Annotated in this window: 19 protein-coding genes and 1 pseudogene; 9 read left to right on the top strand and 11 right to left on the bottom strand. The window is 62.7% G+C overall.

Features of this window, described 5'->3' with window-relative positions; all coding sequences use genetic code 11:
- Positions 1-4 precede the first annotated feature (4 nt).
- Positions 5-709 carry a glutathione S-transferase N-terminal domain-containing protein gene (locus tag ACHMXK_RS14900; RefSeq protein ID WP_397441332.1) on the bottom strand — a complete coding sequence of 235 codons (705 nt, stop codon included), beginning with the start codon at positions 707-709 and terminating at the stop codon, positions 5-7.
- Positions 710-844: 135 nt separating this feature from the next.
- On the opposite strand from ACHMXK_RS14900, the gene ACHMXK_RS14895 reads away from it, so the two are divergent.
- Positions 845-1,474 (top strand): pyridoxamine 5'-phosphate oxidase family protein, encoded by a 630-nt coding sequence (locus ACHMXK_RS14895; protein ID WP_397441331.1) that lies wholly within the window; start codon positions 845-847, stop codon positions 1,472-1,474.
- A gap of 105 nt (positions 1,475-1,579) precedes the next feature.
- Here ACHMXK_RS14895 and ACHMXK_RS14890 read toward each other — a convergent pair whose 3' ends face one another.
- The 3 genes from ACHMXK_RS14890 to ACHMXK_RS14880 all read right to left on the bottom strand — a co-directional run bounded on the left by ACHMXK_RS14890 (position 1,580) and on the right by ACHMXK_RS14880 (position 2,900).
- On the bottom strand, positions 1,580-1,942 hold the full coding sequence (locus tag ACHMXK_RS14890) for a DUF1428 domain-containing protein (protein WP_397441330.1): 363 nt from the start codon (positions 1,940-1,942) through the stop codon (positions 1,580-1,582).
- Positions 1,943-1,985: 43 nt separating this feature from the next.
- Positions 1,986-2,363 (bottom strand): VOC family protein, encoded by a 378-nt coding sequence (locus tag ACHMXK_RS14885; protein WP_397441329.1) that lies wholly within the window; start codon positions 2,361-2,363, stop codon positions 1,986-1,988.
- 84 nt (positions 2,364-2,447) lie between these two features.
- Positions 2,448-2,900 carry an SRPBCC domain-containing protein gene (locus ACHMXK_RS14880; protein ID WP_397441328.1) on the bottom strand — a complete coding sequence of 151 codons (453 nt, stop codon included), beginning with the start codon at positions 2,898-2,900 and terminating at the stop codon, positions 2,448-2,450.
- Between the two features lie 310 nt (positions 2,901-3,210).
- Here ACHMXK_RS14880 and ACHMXK_RS14875 point away from each other — a divergent pair, with 310 nt between their 5' ends.
- Positions 3,211-4,200: a Bug family tripartite tricarboxylate transporter substrate binding protein gene (locus ACHMXK_RS14875; RefSeq protein WP_397441327.1), complete on the top strand. Its 990-nt coding sequence runs from the start codon at positions 3,211-3,213 to the stop codon at positions 4,198-4,200.
- A 123-nt stretch (positions 4,201-4,323) separates the two neighbouring features.
- Here ACHMXK_RS14875 and ACHMXK_RS14870 read toward each other — a convergent pair whose 3' ends face one another.
- The 5 genes and pseudogenes from ACHMXK_RS14870 to hutU form a co-directional block, all read right to left on the bottom strand.
- Entirely contained in the window at positions 4,324-5,115 is a 792-nt protein-coding gene (locus ACHMXK_RS14870; protein WP_397441326.1) for an ABC transporter ATP-binding protein, read from the bottom strand.
- A gap of 34 nt (positions 5,116-5,149) precedes the next feature.
- Positions 5,150-5,929, bottom strand: coding sequence for an ABC transporter permease (locus ACHMXK_RS14865; protein ID WP_397441325.1), 780 nt, complete (start codon positions 5,927-5,929; stop codon positions 5,150-5,152).
- Positions 5,930-6,874, bottom strand: a complete 945-nt coding sequence (locus ACHMXK_RS14860; RefSeq protein ID WP_397441324.1) for an ABC transporter substrate-binding protein — start codon at positions 6,872-6,874, stop codon at positions 5,930-5,932.
- 56 nt (positions 6,875-6,930) lie between these two features.
- A pseudogene (hutH, locus tag ACHMXK_RS14855) lies at positions 6,931-8,483 on the bottom strand (histidine ammonia-lyase).
- 40 nt (positions 8,484-8,523) lie between these two features.
- Complete coding sequence (gene hutU, locus ACHMXK_RS14850) at positions 8,524-10,227, bottom strand: urocanate hydratase (RefSeq protein ID WP_397441323.1); 1,704 nt, start codon at positions 10,225-10,227, stop codon at positions 8,524-8,526.
- Between the two features lie 101 nt (positions 10,228-10,328).
- On the opposite strand from hutU, the gene hutC reads away from it, so the two are divergent.
- From hutC to ACHMXK_RS14825, 5 genes are read left to right on the top strand one after another with little or no spacing between them, the layout of a single operon-like run.
- Positions 10,329-11,039, top strand: a complete 711-nt coding sequence (gene hutC / locus ACHMXK_RS14845; RefSeq protein ID WP_397441322.1) for a histidine utilization repressor — start codon at positions 10,329-10,331, stop codon at positions 11,037-11,039.
- 55 nt (positions 11,040-11,094) lie between these two features.
- Positions 11,095-11,652, top strand: coding sequence for a HutD family protein (locus ACHMXK_RS14840; RefSeq protein ID WP_397441321.1), 558 nt, complete (start codon positions 11,095-11,097; stop codon positions 11,650-11,652).
- Positions 11,649-12,863: an imidazolonepropionase gene (gene hutI, locus ACHMXK_RS14835; RefSeq protein ID WP_397441320.1), complete on the top strand. Its 1,215-nt coding sequence runs from the start codon at positions 11,649-11,651 to the stop codon at positions 12,861-12,863. The genes ACHMXK_RS14840 and hutI overlap by 4 nt, the downstream gene beginning before the upstream one ends.
- Positions 12,860-13,660, top strand: coding sequence for an N-formylglutamate deformylase (hutG, locus tag ACHMXK_RS14830; protein ID WP_397441319.1), 801 nt, complete (start codon positions 12,860-12,862; stop codon positions 13,658-13,660). Before hutI ends, hutG begins: the two co-directional genes overlap by 4 nt.
- Positions 13,650-15,035, top strand: coding sequence for a formimidoylglutamate deiminase (locus ACHMXK_RS14825; RefSeq protein WP_397441318.1), 1,386 nt, complete (start codon positions 13,650-13,652; stop codon positions 15,033-15,035). The genes hutG and ACHMXK_RS14825 overlap by 11 nt, the downstream gene beginning before the upstream one ends.
- Before the next feature lie 51 nt (positions 15,036-15,086).
- Here the strand turns inward: ACHMXK_RS14825 and ACHMXK_RS14820 are convergent, their stop codons facing one another.
- Both ACHMXK_RS14820 and ACHMXK_RS14815 read right to left on the bottom strand, forming a co-directional pair.
- The gene (locus tag ACHMXK_RS14820; protein ID WP_397441317.1) at positions 15,087-15,407 is read right to left on the bottom strand and encodes a chaperone modulator CbpM; all 321 of its coding nucleotides are present in this window, start codon (positions 15,405-15,407) and stop codon (positions 15,087-15,089) included.
- The gene (locus ACHMXK_RS14815; RefSeq protein ID WP_397441316.1) at positions 15,404-16,381 is read right to left on the bottom strand and encodes a DnaJ C-terminal domain-containing protein; all 978 of its coding nucleotides are present in this window, start codon (positions 16,379-16,381) and stop codon (positions 15,404-15,406) included. Before ACHMXK_RS14815 ends, ACHMXK_RS14820 begins: the two co-directional genes overlap by 4 nt.
- Positions 16,382-16,616: 235 nt before the next feature.
- Between ACHMXK_RS14815 and ACHMXK_RS14810 the strand changes: the two genes are divergently transcribed.
- A complete protein-coding gene (locus ACHMXK_RS14810; protein WP_397441315.1) occupies positions 16,617-17,960 on the top strand; it encodes a gluconate:H+ symporter in 1,344 nt (447 codons plus the stop codon).
- Positions 17,961-18,013: 53 nt separating this feature from the next.
- Positions 18,014-19,366, top strand: coding sequence for a D-serine ammonia-lyase (gene dsdA, locus ACHMXK_RS14805; RefSeq protein WP_397442532.1), 1,353 nt, complete (start codon positions 18,014-18,016; stop codon positions 19,364-19,366).
- Positions 19,367-19,455 lie beyond the last annotated feature (89 nt).

Here is a 19,455-nt window from a genome sequence, read left to right as displayed (position 1 = left end):
GCCACTAGCCGCGTTTGGGAATGCCCAGGCCCTTGACGACCGCAGGGCGCGCCACAAAAGCTTCCAGCACGCGTGTGACGTTGGAAAAATCCTGGATGCCGACCAGCTCCCCGGCTTCATAAAAGCCGATCAGGTTGCGCACCCAGCCGAAGGTGGCGATGTCGGCGATGGTGTAAGCATCCCCCATGATCCAGGCGTGGCCGGCCAGGCGCTGGTCCAGCACGCCGAGCAGGCGTCTGGATTCGGCAACATAGCGGTCGCGCGGGCGTTTGTCTTCGTAGTCCTTGCCGGCGAACTTGTTGAAGAAACCAACCTGGCCGAACATCGGGCCTATGCCGCCCATCTGGAACATCAGCCACTGAATGGTTTCGTAACGGCCGGCGGCGTCTGTCGGCATGAACTGTCCGCTCTTCTCGGCCAGGTAAATCAGGATGGCACCGGACTCGAACAGGGCCAGCGGTTGGCCGCCCGGGCCATTGGGGTCGAGGATGGCCGGGATCTTGTTGTTGGGGCTGAGCGACAGAAACTCGGGCGACATCTGGTCATGGCTGCCGAAGTCCACCAGGTGCGGCTCGTAGGGCAGGCCGGTTTCTTCCAGCATGATGGAAATCTTGACGCCGTTGGGCGTGGGCAAGGAATACAGCTGCAACCGGTCGGGATGTTGGGCTGGCCACTTCTGGGTGATGGGGAAAGTGGAGAGATCGGTCATGGGGCTCCGGGGTTTTGATGGGCGTAATGAGCGTTCAATGTAGCGCAAGTCGACGAAAGGCGTATCCGCTCGGAGCTGAACAGGCGCGGTCAAATTCATTCGCGGACAATTCGTGAAATCTCAAGGACTCGCCTCATGAACACCTCCTCAGATCCTCACGCCATCACCACCGTTGCGCAGCTGGAATCGTTGTTTGGCACGGTGGGCGCGGCCTCCATCCAGAAGGAAGTGGCCTTTGTGCATCCGCATTACCGGGCGCTGATCGAGGCCTCGCCGTTTGCGGTACTCGCCACGGCCGGGCCGGGTGGGCTGGACGTTTCGCCGCGTGGTGATCCGCCCGGTTTTGTGCAGGTGTTGGACGACACCACCTTGCTGGTGCCCGAGCGCCGGGGCAACAACCGGGTCGACAGCCTGCGCAACATCGTGACCGATCCGCGCGTGGCCTTGCTCTTTTTGATTCCCGGCGTGGGTGAAACCTTGCGCGTGAACGGCCACGCCAGCATCAGCATCGCGCCCGAGATGCTGGCGCGTTTTGTCGTGCAAGGCCAGTTGCCCAAGTGTGTGATCGTGGTCAAGGTGGAGACGGTGTTCTTCCAGTGCGCGCGGGCCATCCAGCGCTCTGCTTTGTGGCAGGCCCCGGCGGCGGATGTGCGGGCCAGCTTACCCAGCCCAGGCACCATTTTGCAGGCGCTCACGCAGGCGGCGATCGATGGCGAGGCCTACGACCGCGAACTGCCGGCCCGCCAGCGCGCCACCTTATATTAAAGCTGTAATGCGCATTTGCTATGAAATAAATAGCTGATTGCGCAATGCGCATGAGGGCTGGAGGCCTATTTTATTCATAATCTGCGCTGTGGCCGGCGCCAGGGCTCAAAGGTCAATCACCACCTTGAAGCCGCCCCAGAACATGCGCATGCCGTCAAAAGGCAGCTTTTTCGGGTCCATCATGTCGGCCAGGCGCGGGTCTTTCATCACCTTGGCATTGACGCTGTCCCGGTGTTTGCGCGACTTGTAGACGATCCACGAAAACACCACCACCTCGCTGGCCTTGAGCTGCACGCTTTGCGGGAAGGAGGTGACCTTGCCCGGCTTCACGTCGTCGGCCACACTTTCCGTGTATTGCAGCGCACCGTGTTCGCGCCAGATCTTGCCAGCCTTGCGCGCCATGCGGCGGTAGGCGTCGATGTTTTTCTTCGGAACCGGCAGCACAAAACCATCGATGTAGTGGGCCATGGGAGTTCTCCTTTGCGGGTGGTTGAAAAAACGGGATCAGGGTTCAGGCGTTGACCAGGCACAGGATGTTGCCGTCCGGGTCTTTGCACCACGCCACCTTGCGTTCGCCCGAGACATGGATGTCGCCTTGGCGCGTGGTGTCGGGTAGGTCGTAATGTTCAAAGGCCACACCTTTGTCTTTCAGCGTTGTCACCAGTGTTTCGATGTTGTCGCCCACGGTCCAGGTCGCGGCCGTGGCCTGGTTGCTGCCGGCGTAGGGCGATGGGTAGACCAGGACCGTGCTGCTGCCGCTGCGCAGGGTCAACAGGCCGGGTTCGCCGTCGTCCAGGGGCTGCAAGCCCAGTTGGTCCACATAAAACGTCCGGGCGCGGGCCACGTCCTTGACGGCGATGGTGGCCATGGCGTTGCTGTGGTTCAACATGTCGCTCTCCTTGTGAAAAAACATGTTCTGCGCTGAGTGCGATCACGGCCAGGCCAATTCATTCATACCGGTCTGCGTGTTGGTTCATGCTTCAGCCATGAAGGCGTCGAGCTTGACAAATGTGGCTGTCCATCCGCGCTCGTGGTTGTCGCGTGCGGCCTGATCGAAAAACTGCTCATGCAGAAACGTCAATTCCGTGCCTTCTGCCGTGGGCCGCAAGGCCACGGTGACCCGGGACACCCGTTCGGGTGTGCTTTTCCAGGCCCAGGTAAACACCAGCTTGCGGTGCTTGAGCACCTCCTGGTAGACGCCGCTGACATCGTGGGCTTCGCCGTCCGGCGTCGTGAAGGCGATGTGGTAACGGCCGCCGATACGCACATCCAGGTCGGCCCGCGTGACAGAAGACGGCTCGCCCGGGCCGAACCATTGGGTCAGGGCTTGCGGGGTTGTCCATGCTTGCCAGACTTTTTCGGGCGGGACCGGGTAGGTCCGCTGGAGCCGGAGTGAGGGGCTTTCCTGGAGGGCGCTGCTTGCCATGGTTTGATTTCCTCTTGGTGGTACAGATATCGGCCAAGTGCATCGAGTCTGTCGCGCCAGAACTTCCGGTACAGGGAGAACCACATGACAGCCTCCTGCAAAGCTGGTTCGGAAGGGGGCTGTGCTGTGTGTCAGTGCGGCGAACCAGCCGGTTCAGAACATCGCCTTTAAACTTAACCGTGTGGTTTAGTTTAAAAGCCATGCCGAGTCTTTGTCAAGCGAGGGCGTTAATGGGTGTAACGAGCCGCTTGTGCGGGCTTCACTCTGCGGGAATAATCGCCTGTCCTCACTTCATCAGGAAACCCTGTACATGATCGCTTCTTCTTTCCGCCGGCGCGCCGGTCTGGCCACCGTGCTCGCGGTGACCGGTTTGCTGACACTGCCGGCGCTGGCTCAGGATGCCCACTATCCAGCCAAGCCCATCCGTTTTATCGTGCCTTATCTGCCTGGTGGCACGACCGATCTGGTGGCGCGCTCGGTGGGCCAGCGCGTGGCCGAAAAGCTGGGCCAGCCGGTGATCATCGACAACAAACCGGGCGCCGGCGGCAACATCGGCATGGACGCGGTGGCCAAGGCGGCACCTGACGGCTACACCATTGGTTTTGGCGCCATCTCGACCAATGCGCTGAACCCGCATCTCTACAAGTCCATGGCCTTCGATCCGCGCAAGGACTTCAGCGCCATCAGCCTGCTCGGCCATTCCACCATCGTGTTGGAAGTCAGCCCGGCGCTGCCGGTGAAAACCGTGGCCGAGTTTGTGAGCTATGTGAAACAGAAACCCGGCCTGACCTATGGCACGGCGGGCGCGGGTACCTCCATGCACCTGGCGGCCGCTATGTTCGAACAGATGACACAAACCAGCTTGACCCATGTGCCTTACAAGGGCAGCGGGCCTGGCATCAACGACATGCTGGGCGGCCACCTGCCGGTGATGTTTGACAACCTGCCGGCGTCGCTGCCACACATCAAATCCGGCAAGTTGCGTGCGCTGGCCGTGGCCGGCAAAACCCGTTCGCCCTCGCTGCCGGATGTGCCGACCATGGCCGAGGCCGGTATTGCTGGTTATGACGTGGACCCATGGTTCGGCGTTTTCGGCCCGGCCGGCATGCCGCGCGCCGTGGTGCAGGCCTTGAACGAGGCTTTTGTCGAAGCGCTGGCGCAACCGGCCATCAAGGACAAGCTGATACAAGCCGGCTTTTCGCCGCGCAGCTCCAGCGCCGAAAGCCTGGGCGCGCTGGCGGCCTCGGAGTACGAACGTCTGGGCAAGGTGGCGCGCGCCGCGAAGATGTCGCTGGAGTAAATTCGCTATTTAATTGATAGCTGCTTGCGCATATGATGAAAGGGCTGGAGGCCAATTTCTCTTAAAAAATATGAGAAATCGGCCGCCAGCACCGTGTCAAGCATGGCGGCGTTCCAGCCAGAGTTAGGCCGCTTCCACCAGCAAGCCGGCTGCCCTTTGTACCTCGATGCGGATTTCTTCCATCAGCCGCGCCTTGAGCTCCATAAATACCGGCGTGGTCTTGACCGAATAGTGGCGCGGGTGCTCGATAGGCACCGGCAGGTCACACTTGATGCGGCCCGGGCGCGCACTCATCACCACCACACGGTTGCCCATGAAGATGGCTTCGTCGATGTCGTGGGTGACAAACAGCACGGTCTTGCGTTCGGCCTCCCAGATGCCTTGCAGCAACTCCTGCATCAACTCACGGGTCTGATGGTCCAGCGCGCCGAAAGGCTCGTCCATCAGCAACATGCGCGGGCTGTTGGCCAGGGCCCTGGCCAGCGCCGTGCGTTGTTGCATGCCGCCCGAGAGTTGTTTGGGGAAGTGGTTCTCAAACCCTTTGAGGCCGACCTTGGCAATAAAGGGCTGGGCAATCGCGTGTTGCTCGGCCAGCGGCAGACCTTTTTCACGCAGGCCGAAGCAGACGTTTTCCAGAATGGTCAACCAGGGGAACAGGGTGTAACTCTGGAACACCATGCCGCGGTCGGCACCCGGGCCGGTGACGGGACGGCCGTCCAGCGTGATGCTGCCGGTGGTCGGGATGTCCAGGCCGGCCACCATGCGCAGCAAGGTGCTTTTGCCGCAACCCGAGGGGCCGAGGATGGTGATGAAGTCGTTCTCGGCCACGTTCAGGTCGGTGGCCTGCAAGGCGACGGTGCCGCCCTTGGCGCCCGCGAAGGTTTTGGAGACCTGGGAGATTTGAAGAATGCTCATGAAGTTTTCGGTGTGCTGGCCGTCGCCATGACAGTTATTTGCCGAGCTGTGCCCAGGGGAACAGCTTGCGGTTCAGGGCTTTGAAGGCCATGTCGGTCACCAGCCCGATCACGCCGATGACGATGATGCCGAAAATGATCTGGTCGGTGGCCATCAAGGCCTGGCTGTCGGTGATCATGTGGCCGATGCCGCTGGACGCGCCTATCAGTTCAGCCACGATCACATAAGTCCAGGCCCAGCCCAGCACCATGCGCAGGGTCTCGGCAATCTCGGGCGCGCTGCTGGGCAGCAACACACGCGTGACGATGCCGCGGTCGCCCGCGCCCAGCGTGTAGGCCGCTTCCACCAGATCGCGCCGCGTGTTGCCCACACTCACGGCAAACATCAGCACCAGCTGGAAAAACGAGCCGATAAAAATCACCGCCAGTTTTTGCGCCTCGCCAATGCCGGCCCACAGAATCAGCAGCGGGATGAAGGCCGAGGCCGGCAGGTAACGTGCAAAACTCACAAAGGGTTCAAAAAACGCTTCGATTGGTTTGTAGGCGCCCATCAGCACACCCAGCGGAATAGCCAGCAAGGCGGCCAGGGCAAACCCGCCCAGCACCCGCCAGACCGTCATGCCGATGTCCTTGATGAAGCCCTGGTTGACCAGCAGGTCGTAACCCGATCGCACCATGGTGAGCGGGTCGGCCAGGAAGGTCTTGGAGACCATCCCGCCGAACGTGACCGCGGCCCAGAGTGCAAAAAACAGGACGAAGAAGCTAATCCCCAGCGCGATGCGCGCGCCGGGGTTCACGGGTTGAAGAGGCCGCATTTATTTGAGGAAGCGGGTGTCGGCCAGCTTGCTCATGTCGGGCAAGGCCTTGATGATGCCGGCGCCCATCAGCAGCTCGGCGGCCTCCTTGCTGAAGGCCGCGTGTTCACCAGCGAAGAACTTCTGGTTCGCGCTGCGGTCTTGCCAGCGCAGGTATTTGGCCGAGGCTTCAAACGCTTCGCCGGTCTGCTTCACGTCGGCGCCCATGATCTCGTAACTCTTTTTCGGATCTTTCTGGATCATCTCGACGGCTTCAAAGTAGCTGTCGGCCAGGGCCTTGGCGGCTTTCGGGTTGTCGGCCAGGAACTTGGGGGTACAGCCCACGGTGTCCATGATCATGGGGTAGTCGAGGGTGGTGGCGATGATCTTGCCGGCTTCCGGCTTGGCGCGCACGGCACCCAGGTAAGGCTCGTAAGTCATGGCGGCGTCAATGCCGTCGGTGCCGGCGATCATGGCGTTGGCCGCGGCTTGTGGTTCCAGGTTGACGATTTTCACGTCTTTGGTGCTCAGGCCGTTTTTCTTGAGCATCCAGGCCAGGGTGAAATAAGGCGCGGTGCCGGGTGCGCTGGCGGCCACGGTTTTGCCTTTGAGGTCGCTGATCTTGCTGATGTTGGGTTTGACCACCATGCCATCGGCGCCGTAACTTTTGTCCAGCTGGAAAATCTGCGTGGTGGCCACGCCGTTGGCATTCCAGACGATCCAGGTTTCCACCGTGGTGGCGGCGCATTGCACGTCACCCGAGGCAATCGCCAGGTGGCGGTCTTTTTGCGGGATTTTCTTGATCGACACATCCAGCCCGTTTTTCTTGAAAATGCCGGCTTCCTTGGCCAGGGTCAGCGGTGCAAAACCGGTCCATCCCGACATGGCCAGGGTGACTTTGGTTTCCTGGGCTTGCGCAGAGAGACAGGCGAGGGCGACGAGAGAGAGGGTCAGCAGCTTTTTCATGGGTTCTCCTGGTTTTTAGGGGGTGAAAGGGTTGGTGGCCAAACTGTATGCAGTCTTCATGCCAGCCGCAATGCGTGTAAATCCGGTATTTGCGCATCAAGCGCATGCGCAATGTCGCCGGCCGCCACCAGATGGTGCATGGCTTCCATGTCGCGAGCCAGGCTGCGGTCTTCCATCATGGCGGGGGAGACGATACGGATCAGGCGCAACACACTTTCAAGCGGCGCCGAACTGGTGAGCGGGCGCAAAACTCGATGCCCTGGGCGGCAGCCAGCAGTTCGATGCCGACAATGTGTGCGGTGTTGCGCAACATGGGCTGCAGGCGGCGCGCGGCAAAGGTGGCCATGCTCACATGGTCTTCCTGATTGGCCGAGGTCGGCAGGCTGTCGACACTGGCCGGGTGCGCCAGCGACTTGTTTTCGGAAGCCAGCGCGGCCGCCGTGACATGCACAATCATGAAGCCGGAGTTGAGGCCGGCATCGGGCGTCAAAAAGGGCGGCAGGCGCGACACCACGGTGTCCACCAGCATGGCGATGCGGCGTTCTGTGATGGCGCCGATTTCGGCAATCACCACGGCCAGCGCATCACAGGCCAGCGCGACCGGTTCCGCATGGAAGTTGCCACCGGAGAGCAGGCTGCCTTGCTCGGCGAAAACCAGCGGGTTGTCGGTCACGGCATTGGCCTCGATCACCAGCACCTGCGCGGCATAACGCATCTGGTCCAGGCAGGCGCCCATGACCTGGGGCTGGCAACGCAGGCAATATGGGTCTTGCACGCGGTCGTCGCCTTCGAGGTGCGAGCGGCGAATCTCGCTGCCCAGCATCAGCGAGCGGTAGGCCGCGGCGCAAGCGATCTGCCCAGGCTGGCCGCGCACGGCGTGGATGCGCGGATCAAACGGGCCGTCGCTGCCGCGTGCCGCGTCGAGCGTCAAGGCGCCGGAAATCACGGCGGCTTCAAACAGACGGTCGGTCGCCAGCAAGGCGTCCAGCGCCAGTGCAGTGGAAACCTGGGTGCCGTTGATCAGTGCCAGGCCTTCCTTGGCCGAGAGTTTTAACGGCGCCAGGCCGGCTTGCGTCAGTGCCTCAGCGGCGGGCATGCGCTGGCCCTGGTAAAAGACTTCGCCTTCACCAATCAGCGGCAGACACAAATGGGCTAACGGCGCAAGGTCGCCTGAGGCGCCGACCGAGCCCTGGCAGGGGATGACCGGGCATACGCCCTGGTTGTGCAAGGCCAGCAGGCCGTCAATCACTTCTTCGCGCACGCCGGAATAACCGCGCGCCAGACTGGTCGCCTTGAGCAGCAGGATCAGGTGCACCACCCGTTCAGCCAGCGGCTCACCCACACCCACCGCATGGGAGCGCAGCAGCTTGAGCTGCAACAAGGCCAGGTCTTCCTTGGCGATGCGGGTGTTGGCGAGTTTGCCAAAACCGGTGTTCACGCCGTAGACGGCATCGCCGCCCTCAGCGGCTTGTTTGACCAGAGCGGCACTGGCGCGAATGCCCGCGCGGCAGGCCGGGTCGAGTTGCACCGACACGGGTGTCACGCCGCACAGGCGCCGCAGCTGGGCAAGGCTGAGTTGCCCCGGGATCAGGGTTTCGGATTGGGGCATGGGGTAATAAGGAAAAAGGAAACGGGTGGCTGGGAGCGGCTCAGCCCAGCATCGGCAGGTTCAGGCTGTTGCTTTTGGCGCTGGCTTTGGCGATGTCGTAACCCGCGTCGGCATGGCGCATCACGCCGGTGGCCGGGTCGTTGAACAACACCCGTTCAATACGCTCCGCCGCTTCGGCCGTGCCGTCGCAGACGATGACCACACCCGAATGTTGCGAATAACCCATGCCGACGCCGCCGCCATGGTGCAGGCTGACCCAGGTGGCGCCGCTGGCGGTGTTGAGCAAAGCGTTGAGCAGCGGCCAGTCGCTGACGGCATCGCTGCCGTCTTTCATGGCTTCGGTTTCGCGATTCGGCGAGGCGACCGAGCCGCTGTCGAGGTGGTCGCGCCCGATGACGATGGGGGCTTTCAGTTCGCCGCTTTTGACCATCTCATTGAAGGCCAGGCCGGCCAGGTGGCGCTCGCCCAGACCTATCCAGCAAATACGCGCTGGCAGGCCTTGGTAGCTGATACGTTCTTCGGCCATGTCCAGCCAGCGGTGCAGGTGTTTGTTGTCGGGGAAGAGTTCTTTCATCTTCGCGTCGGTCTTGCGGATGTCCTCCGGGTCGCCGCTCAGGGCCACCCAGCGGAAGGGGCCGACACCGCGGCAGAACAGCGGCCGAATGTAGGCGGGCACAAAGCCGGGGTAGTCAAAGGCGTTGGCCACACCAAAATCCTTGGCGACCTGGCGCAGGTTGTTGCCATAGTCCACGGTCGGGATGCCCATGGCATGAAAGGCCAGCAAGGCTTTCACATGGGTGGCGCAGGATGTGCCGGCGGCCTGTGTCAGCGCCGCATGTTGGGCCGGGTCTTTTTGCGCGGCCTGCCATTGCGCGACGGTCCAGCCGGCTGGCAAATAACCGTTGATGATGTCGTGCGCCGAGGTCTGGTCGGTCACCATGTCGGGACGCAGGCCGCCGGCTGCGGCGCGCCTGGCCAGCTCGGGCACGATTTCGGCCGCGTTGCCGCACAGGGCAATCGACACCGCTTCCTTGCGGCTGGTGTGGTGCTGGATCATCGCCAGCGCTTCATCCAGATCTTTGGCCTGTTTGTCCACGTACTTGGTGCGCAGCCGGAAGTCGATGCGCGACTGCTGGCATTCGATGTTGAGCGAGCAGGCGCCGGCAAAGGTGGCGGCCAGCGGCTGCGCGCCACCCATGCCGCCCAGGCCGGCGGTGAGCACCCAGCGGCCAGACAAATCGCCGTTGAAATGCTGGCGCCCGGCTTCGACAAAGGTCTCGTAGGTGCCCTGCACGATGCCCTGCGTGCCGATGTAGATCCAGCTGCCGGCCGTCATCTGGCCATACATCATCAGGCCTGCGCGATCCAGTTCGTTGAAGTGTTCCCAGGTTGCCCATTTGGGCACCAGGTTGGAGTTGGCGATCAGCACACGCGGTGCGCCGGTATGGGTGCGAAACACGCCCACCGGTTTGCCCGACTGCACCAGCAGGGTTTCGTCGGCCTTGAGTTTGCGCAGCGAATCCAGGATGGCGTCAAACGCCGGCCAGTTGCGCGCGGCCTTGCCGATGCCGCCGTAAACCACCAGTTCGTCGGGGTTCTCGGCCACCTCGGGATCGAGGTTGTTCTGGATCATGCGGTAAGCCGCCTCGATCTGCCAGTTGGCGCAACTCAGGGTGTTGCCGCGGGGCGCGCGCACCGGCCTGGCCTTGCTGTCGAGAAAAGGGGTTTTCGAAAGGTCTGACATGGCAAAACTCCGGCGATGACGGGAAACAGGGGAAAACAAACACTGTCCGGTAAATCGTAGTTGTCTATACAACTTGTGTCAACTGGGGTAATCTATGGCTTATGCCAACACCTTTAATGCCTGCGTATGAGCAGGTCAAGGCCTTCATCAAGACACGTATCAGCGCCGGCACCTGGAAGCCGGGCGACCCGGTGCCCAGTGAGGCGGTGCTGGCGGTGCAGTTCGGCATCAGCCGCATGACGGTCAACCGCGCCCTGCGCGAACTGGCTGCCGAGGGCCTAGTGACGCGGGTGCAGGGATCGGGCACACGGGTGGCCGAGTTGCACCGTATTTCTTCCCGGCTCACAATCCGGGACATCCATGAAGAGGTGGCCGAGCGCGGCCATTTACACACCACCCGGGTTTTGCAGGTCGTGGCCGAAAAGGCCAGCGTCGATCTGGCCAAAACCATGGGTTTGCGCACGGGTGCGCGGGTTTTTCACACCTTGCTGGTGCATATGGAAAACGGCGTGCCCATCCAGTACGAGGACCGCTACGTGAACCCGGCCGCCGCGCCGGATTTTCTCGACACCGACTTTACCCAGACCACACCTACCCACCATCTGCTGGTGCATGCGCCTTTGACCGAAGCCAGTTATTCCATCGAGGCTTGCTTGCCGACGGCCCAGGAGGCCAAACAACTGGGCATCAAACGCAACGAACCCTGCCTGGCCATGATGCGTCGCACCGTCAGCGGCGCCCATGTGGCCAGCGTGGCCCGGCTGGTTTATCCTGGCACGCGTTACAGCTTTGCAGGACAATTCCAGGCATGAGCCGACTGGCCGTTCCCGAGGCAAAACCAGGCGCTCACAGAGCGGAGCTTATCCCATGACTTGGCAAATGATTCCCCTGGAAGATGTGGTGCCCGCGCCCTGGCGCAATGGCGGCGGTGTCACGCGTGAACTGCTGGCCTGGCCGACCCCGCAGGACTGGGACTGGCGGATTTCGGTGGCCGAAGTGGACAAGAGCGGCCCGTTTTCGCATTTCGACGGCGTACAGCGCTGGTTTGCGGTGCTGGGTGGCGCGGGGGTCAGCCTGGCGCTGGACGGGCAGGCACACCTGCTCACGGCGCAAAGTGATCCGCTGTGTTTTGACGGCGCCTTGCCCTGTGGCTGCGAGTTGCTGGACGGACCCACCGAGGACTTCAATTTGATGTTGCGCAAGGGGCGGGCCAGTGCCCGCATGGTGCGTGTGCTGGGCGTGCTGGACACCCAGGTGGTCCCCGGCACCCGTGTCGCGGTCTATGCCTGGGACGAGCCGGTGGCCGTGCAGGTGGACACAAGTTTTGCCACCGTGCCGCCGCACACCCTGGCTTGGCGGGTGATGCTTGAAGGCGCTTCTGTACGCCTTGAAGCGCCGACCGCTCTCTGGATGGAAATTCGATGACATTACAAATCTGGCGCCATTGCCGCATTGCCACCCTGCAGCCGGACCACGCTGCGCCTTATGGCCTGATCGAAGACGCGGCGCTGGCCGTCGAAGCCGGGCAGGTGGCCTGGGTCGGTCCGCGCAGCGAGTTGCCGGGCGAGCTGACAGTTCGCTGTACACGTGAACACGACGCCGGCGGCGCAATGATCACGCCGGGCCTGATCGATTGCCACACCCACCTGGTGTACGGCGGTGACCGCGCGCAGGAGTTCGAGCTGCGGCTCCAGGGCGCGAGTTACGAAGACATTGCCCGGGCCGGCGGCGGCATTGCTTCCACGGTCAAGGCCACACGTGCGGCGTCGGAGGCAGAGCTGCAGGCGCAGAGCCTGAAACGGCTGCAAGCCCTGGTGGCCGAGGGGGTCACCACCATCGAAATCAAGTCCGGCTACGGCCTGGCGCTGGAACATGAGCGCAAAACCCTGAGGGTGGCCCGTGCGCTGGGCCGTGCGCAGCCGGTGGATGTACGCACGACCTTTCTTGGTGCCCACGCCGTGCCGCCCGAGTTTGCCGGTCGCACCGATGCCTACCTGGATGAGGTGTTACGCATGTTGCCGGCGTTACATGCGGAAGGCCTGGTTGACGCGGTGGACGCCTTTTGTGAACGTATTGCCTTCAGCACGGCGCAGACCGAACGTGTGTTCGACACGGCGCGCCAACTCGGGCTACCGGTCAAGCTGCATGCCGAACAACTCAGCGACAGCGGCGGCGCGCAACTCGCGGCGCGTTACGGCGCGCTCAGTTGCGATCACCTGGAGTGGCTGAGCGAAGCGGGTGCGGCTGCGATGGCGGCTGCAGGCAGTGTGGCCGTGTTATTGCCCGGTGCGTTTTACTTTTTGCGTGAAACCCGGGTACCGCCTATAGAATTGTTGCGTGCGCAGCAGGTGGCCATGGCGATTTCTACCGACTGCAATCCCGGCAGCTCGCCGTGTACCTCTTTGCTCTTGATGCTCAACATGGCCTGTACCTTGTTCCGGCTCACGCCTGAAGAAGCCCTGGCCGGTGTGACCCGTCATGCGGCGCGCGCGCTGGGTCTGCCAGATCGTGGTGTGTTGGCCAGGGGCCAGCGTGCCGACTTTGTGTTGTGGGATGTGTCCCATCCCGCCCAATTGAGTTATGCCCTGGGTGCGAATCCGCGTCTCCAAACAATTTTTAATGGTGAACCTGTATGAGTTTTAAATTGGAGCAAGGCAGCGTGCCTTTGCTGGTTAGCATGCCGCACACCGGCACCGAAATTCCGCCCGACTTGCGCGGCGACTACACGGCGCGTGCGCTGGACGTCGAAGACACCGACTGGCATTTGCATCGGCTGTATGACTTTTTGTCGGCGCTCGGCGCCAGCGTGCTCAGGCCGACCTATTCACGGTATGTCATCGACCTGAACCGTCCACCCGACGACGCACCGATGTACCCCGGAGCGTCCAACACCGAGTTGTGCCCAACACGGTTTTTCAACGGTGATGCGTTGTACCAGGAAGGCAAGGCCCCTGAACCTGCCGAGCGCCTGCGCCGTCGCGAAACCTATTGGCAGCCTTATCACACGGCCTTGGCCAATGAGCTGGCACGCCTCAAGGAAAAACATGGTTTTGTGCTGCTCTGGGACGCACACAGCATCCGCTCCGAAATCCCCTGGCTGTTCGATGGCCGCCTGCCAGACCTGAACATTGGCACGGCCGACGGCGCGGCCGCTGATCCTTCCATCGCCGAAGCCGCGGCCGCCGCCTGTGCTGGCGCGGAGGGCGTGAGCAGCATCGTCAATGGCCGCTTCAAGGGCGGCTACATCACGCGCCGTTATGGTCAGCCGGCGCAGCATGTGCACGCGATCCAGCTGGAGAAATGCCAGAGCCTGTACATGCAGGAAGTCGCGCCGTTTGCCTATGACGAGGCGAAGGCGAAAAAGATCCAGCCGGTGCTCAAGGCCATGGTGGAAGGCAGCCTGGCTGCGGCCCGCAAGCTGTATGGCCAGTGAGGTCAAGCATTTCCTCGCACCCCAGGCCTGGGTCAATGGGGCCTGGGCGCAGGAGGTGTTGCTGAGTATTGCGGCAGATGGTCACTGGACACATGTCGAGCCCCAGGCCAGTGCCGAGTTGCAACGCGGGGCAGAACGTCTGGGTGGGCCGGTCTTGCCGGGCTTGGTCAATGCCCACAGCCACGCCTTCCAGCGCGCGATCGCCGGATTGACCGAACGCGCCAGCGGCAGCGATGACGATTTCTGGAGCTGGCGCGATCGCATGTACAGCGCCGCGCTGCGTATCACACCGGAGCAGCTGGAAGCCGTGGCGGCGCTGCTTTACGCCGAGCTGCTGCAAGCCGGTTACACCCAGGTCTGCGAATTCCATTACCTGCATAACCACACCGATGGCCAGCCTTATGCCGACCCGCTGGCCATGTCGCTGGCACTGGTACGTGCGGCGCAGCGTGTGGGCATGGGCCTGACCCTGCTGCCCACGCTGTATATGCGTTCGGGTTTTGGCGCCAAGGGCCTGCGCGAGGACCAGCGACGTTTTGCCTCCACCCCGGACTCGGTGTTGCGCCTGGCCGAAGGGGTGCGAGGCCAAAGCACCGGCCATATCAATACCGGCCTGGCTTTGCATTCACTGCGTGCGGTGGACGAGGCGGCGCTGCACGAAGTCGCGGCCGCGGCCAGGGCGCGGGGCATGGCGGTCCATATCCACATCGCCGAGCAGATGCAGGAAGTCCAAGACTGCCTCACGGCGCATGGCGCGCGGCCTATCGAATGGTTGCTGCAACACGCGCAGGTCGATGCGCGCTGGAACCTGGTCCATGCCACGCAGGCCAGCGCGGTCGAGCTACAGGGTGTGCAGCGCAGTGGCGCGGCGGTTGTGATTTGCCCAAGCACCGAAGCCAATCTGGGTGACGGTGTGTTTGACCTGCCGACCTATGCGGCGGCCGGCGGCCGCTGGTCCATTGGTTCCGACAGCCACGTCACACGCAATTGGCAGGAAGAACTTCGCCTGCTCGAATACTCCCAGCGCCTGACCTTGCGTCAGCGCAACATCGCGGCGCGAACCTTGGGCGGGCCTAGCAGTGCCGGATCGTTGTTTAACGCCGCGCTGGCCGGCGGCTCCGCGGCGACGTCCTTGCCGCTGGGCGGCATCCGGCCCGGCGAGCGTGCCGACTTTTCGGTAATCGATAGGTCATCACCGGCCTTGCTAGGCATTCCGGCCGAGCATCTGCTGGACGCGCTGGTGTTCTCCAGTCCCGACGCGCGTTTCCGCGAGGTGTTTGTAGCCGGGAAACCTGTGGTCAGCGGTGGGCAGGCGGCCGGGTGGCCGCGTCTGGCTCAAGACTTCTCGCAGGCCATGAATACCTTGTGGGCCTGAGCAGCGTCATCGACGCTGGCGCCACACCGGCTGGCCTGTGTTTCTTTGAGCCTAGGTTTCTTCCAAAACGCGCAAGCGGCTGCGCAGCGTTTCCAGCTCTTCAAGCAGTTGTAGCGCCAGTGCGGCACCGGCCAGGTTCACCCCCAGGTCTTCCTGCAGGCGCAGCGCGACAAGCGCGCGTTGCATGTGCAGGCCGGTGAAACGCCAGTATTCGGGCGTTGGGCCGCTGGGCACTATCAGGCCTTCATCGACCAGTTCAATGACCACGTTGGCTTGCGTCGCGCAGGCGCGGCACAGATCGGCCAGGGTGAGTTCGGTCTGGTCTTCCAGAACAAACCCGATGAGTTGAGGGATGGCGGTGTGGGATGTCATGGCTGGCCTTCCAGTTGGGCGCGCGGGTTGAAGGTCTTGAATGCCGTGGCCATACCCTGGTAAGCATTTTTTGCGGCATCGGTGTCGGCTGGCGGCAGCGTGAGCTGCAACACGTAATAAAAATCACCGGGCGTCTTGCCGGGCAGGCCGCGTCCCTTGAGCCGTAGTTTGCGACCGGTGGCCGAGCCGGCGGGGATTTTGACCTCGACCCGGCCGGTCGGCGTGGGCGCTTCAACTTCGGCCCCCAGTGCGGCCTCCCAGGGTGCTACGGGCAGGTCCATGTAAACATCGTGGCCCTCGGTCCGGTAAAGCTGGTGCGGCAAAAACGCCACGTCCAGGTAGAGGTCGCCGGGGCTGCCCTGGCCCACGCCGGGTGCGCCCTGTCCGGCCAGTCGTATGTGCTGACCGGCGCGTATGCCTTTGGGAATCACAAACTCGATGCTGCGGTCCTGCATCTGGACGCGCCCGTCGCTGCTTTCCTGCGGCGTGCGCAACTGCAAGGTACGGGTGGCGCCGTTGTAGGAGTCTTCGATGCTGATTTGTATCTTCGCGTGTTGGTCCTGGCCATGCATGTCGAACATGTCCTGGCTGTGCCCGCCATGCCTGCTGCCGCCCATGCCGCGAAACAGTGACTCAAAAAATTCGCTGTGATCGGCACCTTGAGCGCTGAACTGGCCTTCGCGAAAACCGCGGCTCCGGCTGCTGGAGGCGTGGCTGCCGGCCCATTCAGGCGGTGGCCGGAAGTCCTGTCCGGCCTGGTAGTTGGCGCCCAACTGGTCGTATGCCGCGCGTTTGTCGGGATCGCTAAGCACCTCATAGGCCTCAGAGACTTCCTTGAAGCGCGCCTCGGCGTTTTTTTCCTGGCTGACGTCGGGGTGGAACTTGCGCGCCAGCTTGCGGTAGGCGCGCTTGATGTCCTCCGGTGTTGCATCACGCGTGACGCCGACGGTTTCGTAGTAGTCCTTGAATTCCATGAAAACCTTTCAGAAGGAATGCACCACCGTACCGGAAAATTCGCGTGCCGACTGTAGGAATATTCCATCAATGCAGCCCCCTGCACGCGGCCGCCACTTGTCGCGTATGGATGATGCTGCGTCAGCTGTCCCTTGAATTTTCATCCTTTGTCAGCCTTTGGGCGCTGCCGTTTAATCTCTGGCAAGGCGCTGAGTCCGGCCTTTGCGTAACACCAATATTTCAACAGGAGACGTCATGCAGGGTGGTACAGGTTTATTACTGGTTTTGCTGGCCGCGATCGTGCTGATCGTGGTGCTGATCGTCAAGGTTCGGGTGCATGCTTTCCTGGCCTTGATGGCAGCCTGTTTTGTGGTCGGCCTAGGCTCGGGCATGCCGCTCGCCGACATCGCCGGGTCTTTGGAGAAAGGCGTGGGCGGCACGCTGGGTTTTCTGGCGGCCATCATTGGCCTGGGCAGCATCCTTGGAAAAATGCTGGAGGAGTCCGGCGGGGCCGAACGTATTGCCCAGACCTTGCTGAACACGCTGGGCAAGCAGCGCGCCTCCTGGGTCATGATGCTGGTCGGCTTTATCGCCGGGATTCCGGTGTTTTTCGAGGTCGGTTTCGTCCTGCTGATTCCGCTGATCTATGTGGTGGCCAAGGACACCCGCCTGAACATGCTGTACCTGGGTGTGCCGCTGGCCATTTCGCTGATGACGGTGCATTGCATGTTGCCGCCGCACCCCGCTGCGATGGCGATCACCGGCATGCTGGGCGCCGATGTGGGCAAGGTGATTCTGTACGGCCTGATCGTCGGCCTGCCGACGGCCGTGATTGCCGGGCCGCTGTGGATCAAACTGGCCTGCAAGAGCGAAGCGCCGGCCACACAAGACGCCTTCCTGGAAGAACGTTGCGAAACCCGCGCCAGCAAGGATTTGCCCGGTTTCGGCCTGACGCTGTTCACCATTTTGCTGCCGCTGTTGCTGATGGTCGGCAAGACCCTGGGTGTGATGGGTCTGAGCAAAGGCTCGGCGGCCTACGAGCTGGTGAGCTTTCTGGGCAACCCGCTGACGGCGCTGGTTATTGCCGTGGTGTTTGCCTACTGGTCGCTGGGTTTGCGCCGTGGCCTGCGCATGCCCGATCTGCTCAAGTTGACCGATAAATCCTTCCCGCCGCTGGCCAGCATTTTGCTGATCATTGGTGCGGGCGGTGCCTTCAACGGCATTCTGATCGACAGCGGCATAGGCAAGGTGCTGGCCGACTCGCTGGCACAGCTGAACATGAACCCCATCGTGCTGGCCTGGCTGGTCGCCGGCTTGATGCACTTCGCGGTGGGTTCCGCCACCGTGGCCATGATCAGTGCCGCCGGCATGGTGCTGCCGGTGCTGAATACCCACCCGGAGCAGAGCCGGGAAATCATGGTGATTGCCATAGGCGCGGGCGCCATCGGCTGGACCCACGTGACCGACTCCGCCTTCTGGGTGGTGAAGGAATACCTGGGCGCATCGCTGGCCGACGCGTTGAAGAAATTCACGGCCGGCACGGTGCTGGCCTCGCTGGTCGCCCTGGGGCTGACCTTGCTACTGGCGCAGTTTGTCTGAGCCCTGACCGATAACAACGATATCAAGCGAAACCCATCAAGGAGTTGAAGATGATGATTTTGGGAAAAACCTTGGAAGACTGGACCACCAGCCACCCTTTGATCCGCGATCTGGTGGCGTTGAAGGAAACCAGCTGGTTCAACCCGGCCACCGCCCCCACGGCGGAGGCGCTGGGCGACGTGGGCCTGACCGCCGCTGACGTGGCCGACGCCAGCGCCCGCCTGGTGCGTTTTGCGCCCTACATCATGCGGGCGTTCCCCGAGACGGCGGCCAGTAGCGGCATCATCGAATCCGGCATCCGGCCCCTGCCTGCCCTGCAAGCACTGTTGAGCCAGCGTTACGGCCTGGTGACTGGCGGCGGCGCCTTGTGGCTCAAGACCGACAGCCACCTGCCGATTTCCGGTTCCATCAAGGCCCGGGGCGGCATTTACGAAGTGCTCAAACACGCGGAAGACCTGGCACTGGCCGGTGGCCTGCTGCAAACCGGCGATGACTACGCCCAGCTGGACAGCGACAAGGCGCGCGCCTTTTTTGGCCAGTACAAGATTGCCGTCGGCTCCACCGGCAACCTGGGGCTGTCGATAGGCATCATGAGCGCGCGCCTGGGTTTTCAGGCCACGGTGCACATGTCGGCCGACGCGCGCCAGTGGAAGAAAGACAAGTTACGTTCACACGGCGTCACCGTGGTCGAGTACGCCTCCGACTACAGCGTGGCCGTGGCCGAGGGTCGCAAGCAGGCCGAATCCGACCCCAGTTGCCACTTTGTCGACGATGAAAATTCCACCAGCCTCTTTCTGGGTTACGCGGTGGCGGCGGAGCGGCTGAAAGGCCAACTGGCCACGGCCCATATCACGGTGGACGCCGAACACCCGCTGTTTGTCTACCTGCCTTGCGGCGTGGGCGGCGGCCCCGGCGGTGTGGCTTTCGGGCTCAAGCTGGCCTTTGGCGATGCCGTGCACTGCATCTTTGCCGAACCCACCCACTCGCCGTGCATGCTGCTGGGTGTCTACACCGGGCAGCACGATGCCGTGTCGGTGCAGGACTTCGGCATAGACAACATCACCGCCGCCGACGGTCTGGCCGTGGGCCGCGCTTCTGGCTTTGTCGGCCGTGCCATGCAACGTCTGCTGGACGGTTATTACACCGTCAGCGACGAGGAGTTGTATCGGCTGCTGGCGCTGATGGAGCGCAGCGAAGGCCTGCGCCTGGAGCCGTCGGCGCTGGCAGGCGTGCCGGGCATGGCCCGGGTGTTGGGCGAGCAGCAGGGTTATCGCGCCCGCGCCGGCCTGAGCGCCGAGCGCCTGGCCCGGGCCACCCATCTGGTGTGGGGCACAGGCGGCGGCATGGTGCCGCCGGCCGAGATGGAGGCCTATCTGGCCAAGGGCCGCCAGTTGCTGCAAGACTGAAGCCTTGAGGCGGGAGTCAACCGCCCGTCCCGCTGCCATGTTTTAAAAATTTGGTACAAAGCGGGACGGGCGGTTTGTCGTTCGAGGGA

The sequence above is a fragment of the Polaromonas sp. UC242_47 genome, from assembly GCF_044452385.1.
In the GTDB taxonomy this organism is placed as follows: Bacteria; Pseudomonadota; Gammaproteobacteria; order Burkholderiales; family Burkholderiaceae_C; genus Polaromonas.
The sequence above is the reverse complement of the archived record's forward strand: the minus strand, read 5'-3'. Positions and strand labels throughout refer to the sequence as shown.

Excerpts from the sequence above, each read along its gene's own strand:
- ACHMXK_RS14880 (WP_397441328.1), bottom strand. The coding sequence starts at position 2,900 with ATGGCAAGCAGCGCCCTCCAGGAAAGCCCCTCACTCCGGCTCCAGCGG.
- ACHMXK_RS14825 (WP_397441318.1), top strand. The coding sequence starts at position 13,650 with ATGGCCAGTGAGGTCAAGCATTTCCTCGCACCCCAGGCCTGGGTCAAT.
- ACHMXK_RS14885 (WP_397441329.1), bottom strand. The coding sequence starts at position 2,363 with ATGTTGAACCACAGCAACGCCATGGCCACCATCGCCGTCAAGGACGTG.
- ACHMXK_RS14895 (WP_397441331.1), top strand. The coding sequence starts at position 845 with ATGAACACCTCCTCAGATCCTCACGCCATCACCACCGTTGCGCAGCTG.
- hutI (WP_397441320.1), top strand. The coding sequence starts at position 11,649 with ATGACATTACAAATCTGGCGCCATTGCCGCATTGCCACCCTGCAGCCG.
- ACHMXK_RS14870 (WP_397441326.1), bottom strand. The coding sequence starts at position 5,115 with ATGAGCATTCTTCAAATCTCCCAGGTCTCCAAAACCTTCGCGGGCGCC.
- ACHMXK_RS14820 (WP_397441317.1), bottom strand. The coding sequence starts at position 15,407 with ATGACATCCCACACCGCCATCCCTCAACTCATCGGGTTTGTTCTGGAA.
- ACHMXK_RS14865 (WP_397441325.1), bottom strand. The coding sequence starts at position 5,929 with ATGCGGCCTCTTCAACCCGTGAACCCCGGCGCGCGCATCGCGCTGGGG.
- ACHMXK_RS14815 (WP_397441316.1), bottom strand. The coding sequence starts at position 16,381 with ATGGAATTCAAGGACTACTACGAAACCGTCGGCGTCACGCGTGATGCA.
- ACHMXK_RS14890 (WP_397441330.1), bottom strand. The coding sequence starts at position 1,942 with ATGGCCCACTACATCGATGGTTTTGTGCTGCCGGTTCCGAAGAAAAAC.
- hutC (WP_397441322.1), top strand. The coding sequence starts at position 10,329 with ATGCCAACACCTTTAATGCCTGCGTATGAGCAGGTCAAGGCCTTCATC.
- dsdA (WP_397442532.1), top strand. The coding sequence starts at position 18,014 with ATGATTTTGGGAAAAACCTTGGAAGACTGGACCACCAGCCACCCTTTG.
- ACHMXK_RS14875 (WP_397441327.1), top strand. The coding sequence starts at position 3,211 with ATGATCGCTTCTTCTTTCCGCCGGCGCGCCGGTCTGGCCACCGTGCTC.
- ACHMXK_RS14900 (WP_397441332.1), bottom strand. The coding sequence starts at position 709 with ATGACCGATCTCTCCACTTTCCCCATCACCCAGAAGTGGCCAGCCCAA.
- hutG (WP_397441319.1), top strand. The coding sequence starts at position 12,860 with ATGAGTTTTAAATTGGAGCAAGGCAGCGTGCCTTTGCTGGTTAGCATG.
- ACHMXK_RS14840 (WP_397441321.1), top strand. The coding sequence starts at position 11,095 with ATGACTTGGCAAATGATTCCCCTGGAAGATGTGGTGCCCGCGCCCTGG.
- ACHMXK_RS14860 (WP_397441324.1), bottom strand. The coding sequence starts at position 6,874 with ATGAAAAAGCTGCTGACCCTCTCTCTCGTCGCCCTCGCCTGTCTCTCT.
- hutU (WP_397441323.1), bottom strand. The coding sequence starts at position 10,227 with ATGTCAGACCTTTCGAAAACCCCTTTTCTCGACAGCAAGGCCAGGCCG.
- ACHMXK_RS14810 (WP_397441315.1), top strand. The coding sequence starts at position 16,617 with ATGCAGGGTGGTACAGGTTTATTACTGGTTTTGCTGGCCGCGATCGTG.